This window comes from Micromonospora sp. NPDC049089, assembly GCF_040648775.1.
Lineage (GTDB): Bacteria > Actinomycetota > Actinomycetes > Mycobacteriales > Micromonosporaceae > Micromonospora.
Window position 1 is genome coordinate 1 of sequence record NZ_JBEZEH010000363.1, and the last position, 3,026, is coordinate 3,026.

The 3,026-nt window shown below is 71.9% G+C and carries 3 protein-coding genes; 1 reads left to right on the plus strand and 2 read right to left on the minus strand.

Going from position 1 to position 3,026, the window contains the following annotated elements; translation table 11 throughout:
* Nucleotides 1-651, minus strand: a 651-nt coding sequence (locus AB0B48_RS32670) for a TetR family transcriptional regulator (RefSeq protein ID WP_357208414.1), incomplete at its 3' end; no start/stop codon positions are given.
* Nucleotides 652-862: 211 nt separating this feature from the next.
* Here AB0B48_RS32670 and AB0B48_RS32675 point away from each other — a divergent pair.
* Nucleotides 863-2,365 carry an MFS transporter gene (locus tag AB0B48_RS32675; protein ID WP_357208417.1) on the plus strand — a complete coding sequence of 501 codons (1,503 nt, stop codon included), beginning with the start codon at nt 863-865 and terminating at the stop codon, nt 2,363-2,365.
* A gap of 80 nt (nt 2,366-2,445) precedes the next feature.
* On the opposite strand, the gene AB0B48_RS32680 is transcribed toward AB0B48_RS32675, so the two are convergent.
* A complete protein-coding gene (locus AB0B48_RS32680; protein WP_357208419.1) occupies nt 2,446-2,859 on the minus strand; it encodes a histidine phosphatase family protein in 414 nt (137 codons plus the stop codon).
* Nucleotides 2,860-3,026 lie beyond the last annotated feature (167 nt).

Sequence of the window (3,026 nt, forward strand, 5' to 3'; positions counted from 1 at the left end):
CGGGTCGATGATGCCGGCCTTGACCAGGTCGACGTACTCGCCCTTGGCGGCGTCGAGGGGCCCGACCAGGTCATGCTCGGTGGCTGAACTCAGCGGTTCCAGCCGGATCGACGACCGCAGCACCGCGACTCCGATGCCGGCGGCGAGGGCAATCTGGGCGTGGAGTAGGAGCTGTTGGCTGTCCGGATCGCCGGGACGCCACCCGCGGGCCGCTGCCAGTTGTTCGCTGGAACGGACCAGCACGCCACGCCGGATCTCGTCGGCCTCCGCGTCCCCGGACGACCGCAACAGCAGTGCGAGCTGGCTCGACAGGCCCGCCGCGCCGAGGCCGGCGATGTGCCGGGCGATGGCTTCGGGCACCCGGTCGGCGGGCGTCTGACCGGTGGTTCGGCCCAGTTCGTCGCCAGCGGCACGCAGGCACGCTTCGAACAGGCCTTCCTTGGACGTGAAGTAGCGGCTGATGAGCGCCACGTTGACGCCCGCGTCGTCGGCGATGTCCCGGACGGTGGTGGCCGCGTAGCCGTCCCGGGCGAAGCGTTGGCGGGCGGCGTCGAGCAGCAACTGGCGGGTCTCGGCCGCGTCCCGACGGCGACGCTGGGCTGGTTCGCCGGCGGTGTTGCTGGTCGCGGGGACGGGCGGTTCTGCTGTCACGACGCGCGTCCTTCCTGTCGCTCTGGCGCGGAGTCGGTGTGTTGCCGTCCATCCGCCGCTCGGTGCGGGCCAGCAAGTAAACATATGTTGACTTTCCGTCCACCGCAAGGTCCGGTACGACCCGAGGGTGACGTAAACGACTGTTGACATGAGTTCCAGGCTGCGGATACTGGCTAAGTCAGCAAACGTTTACATTTAGTTCGGGGATCTCATGACCCACACCATCGAGGAGTCGACGAACCTCGACTCCGCGTCCGGCGCCGCCCCGCGCGCCAACAGCAGCCTCCTGGTGCTGTACCTGTCGCTGGGCGGCCTGGCGTTCGCGGTGCTCCAGTCGCTGGTCGCGCCCGCGCTGTCGACCATCGGAAGGGACCTGGGCGTCTCGACCGGAGACATCAGCTGGGTGCTCACGGCGTACCTGTTGGCCGCCTCGGTGTTGACGCCCATCCTCGGACGTCTCGGTGACATGGTCGGCAAGCGCCGGGTCCTCATCGGCGTCCTCGCGGCCCTCGCCGCGGGCACACTGCTCGCCGCTCTGGCCCCCAACCTGACCGTGCTGATCGTCGCGCGGGCGCTACAGGGAGCCGCCGGAGCGATCCTGCCGCTGTCGATCGGCATCGTCCGCGACCAACTGCCCCGGGAGAAGGTCGGCGTCACCGTCGGCCTGCTGTCGGCGATCTTCGGGGTCGGCGCCGGTGTCGGCATCGTGGCCGCGGGCCCGATCGTGGAGCACCTGTCGTGGCACTGGCTGTTCTGGCTGCCACTGGTCCTCGTCGTCGTCGCGCTGCTCGGAACCATCTTCGGGATGCCCGAGTCGCGGGTCCGCACGCCCGGACGGCTCGACATGCTCGGCGCGGCCATCCTGTCGGTGTCGCTGGTCTCGTTGCTGCTGGCCGTGAGCAAGGGGCAGGGCTGGGGCTGGACCGAGCCGAAGACCATCGGCCTGTTCCTGCTCGGGGTGGTCGCGATGGTGGTGTTCGTCCGGGTCGAGCTGCGGGTACGCGAGCCCCTCATCGACATGCGCCTGATGCGGATCCGCGGTGTCTGGGCCACCGACCTCGTCGCCCTGATCCTCGGTTTCGCGATGTTCGGGACGTTCGTGCTGGTACCGACCCTGCTGCAACTCCCTGCGGCCACCGGGTACGGGTTCGGCAAGACGGTGTCCCAGGCGGGCCTGTTCCTGCTGCCCACCGTCCTGATGATGGTGGTCTTCGGCCCCCTCGCGGGTCTGCTGGACCGCCGCTTCGGCCCCAAGGTGCCGATGTTCCTCGGCACGGTCGCGGTCGTCGTCGCGTTCGCGCTGCCGGCGCTCGCGCACGGCGCGACCTGGCAGGTGCTGCTCTCCGGGGTGCTCACCGGCGCCGGCATCGGCCTGGCGTTCGCGGCGATGTCCAACGCCATCATCGAGAGCGTCCCGGCCGGGCAGACCGGCGAGGCGAGCGGCGTCAACACCATCGCCCGCACCATCGGCAGCAGCATCGGCGCGGCGGTCGTGGCGGCCGTCATCACCTCGAAAAGCACTCCACAGGGGCTACCCACCGACACGGCGTTCACCGCCGGCTTCTGGGTGTGCGCGGGCGTCGCGGTCCTGGCCGTCTTCGCGGCACTCGCCCTGCCCTCGGCGCGCCGCCGCCACGAGCAGGCCGTCGCCGCCGGTGTCGACGACCTCCCGCCCGAGCCGGTCGAGCTGCACCTGCCCACTCGGCAGCACTGAGCAAGCGGCTGACAGGCGCAGGCCGTGCCCACCCGGAGTGGGCACGGCCTGCGCCGTTCGGTGTGACCTCGACCTGCCCGCTATCCGCCCAGTCGAAGGTGCCAGCGCGCACCCTGGCTGGTGAGCCGGACGACAGCCAACGGCTCGACGTCCACCTGCCGGTACGTCGCCATCGGAAGGCCGAGGGCGTGCACCACCGCGACCCGGATCACCAGTGGGTGGGTGACCGCGATGACTCGTCCACCGGCCCGGTGCTGCGCGTCCAGCCAACTGCCGACCCGATCCCGCACTGCCGTGACGGACTCACCGCCGTGCGGCGCGCAGTCCGGGGCGGACAACCAGTCGTGCAGCGCCTGCGGCTGCGATTCAGCGACCTCCTCAAGCGACCGCCCGGACCAGTCCCCGTAGTCACAGTCGGCCAACGCGGTCTCGACCGTCGGCAGCAGGCCGAAGGCGTCGGCGGTCTGTCGGGCGGCCACCGCGGGGCTGGACAGGCAGGTGGCGTTCTCCCCGAGGGGCCAACGCCGGTCTGCACCCGCGCGGGGGGGGGGGGGGCCCGGCGGCCGCCCCCCCCCCCCCCCCCCCCCCGGGGGGGGCCCCCCCCCCGCGCCCCCCCCCGCCGGCGCGGGGGGCCGCGGGGGCGCCCCCCCCCCGCGGGCGG

What these genes read in the sequence shown, in the direction of transcription:
- AB0B48_RS32675 (WP_357208417.1), top strand. Translation starts at nt 863, where the DNA reads ATGACCCACACCATCGAGGAGTCGACGAACCTCGACTCCGCGTCCGGC.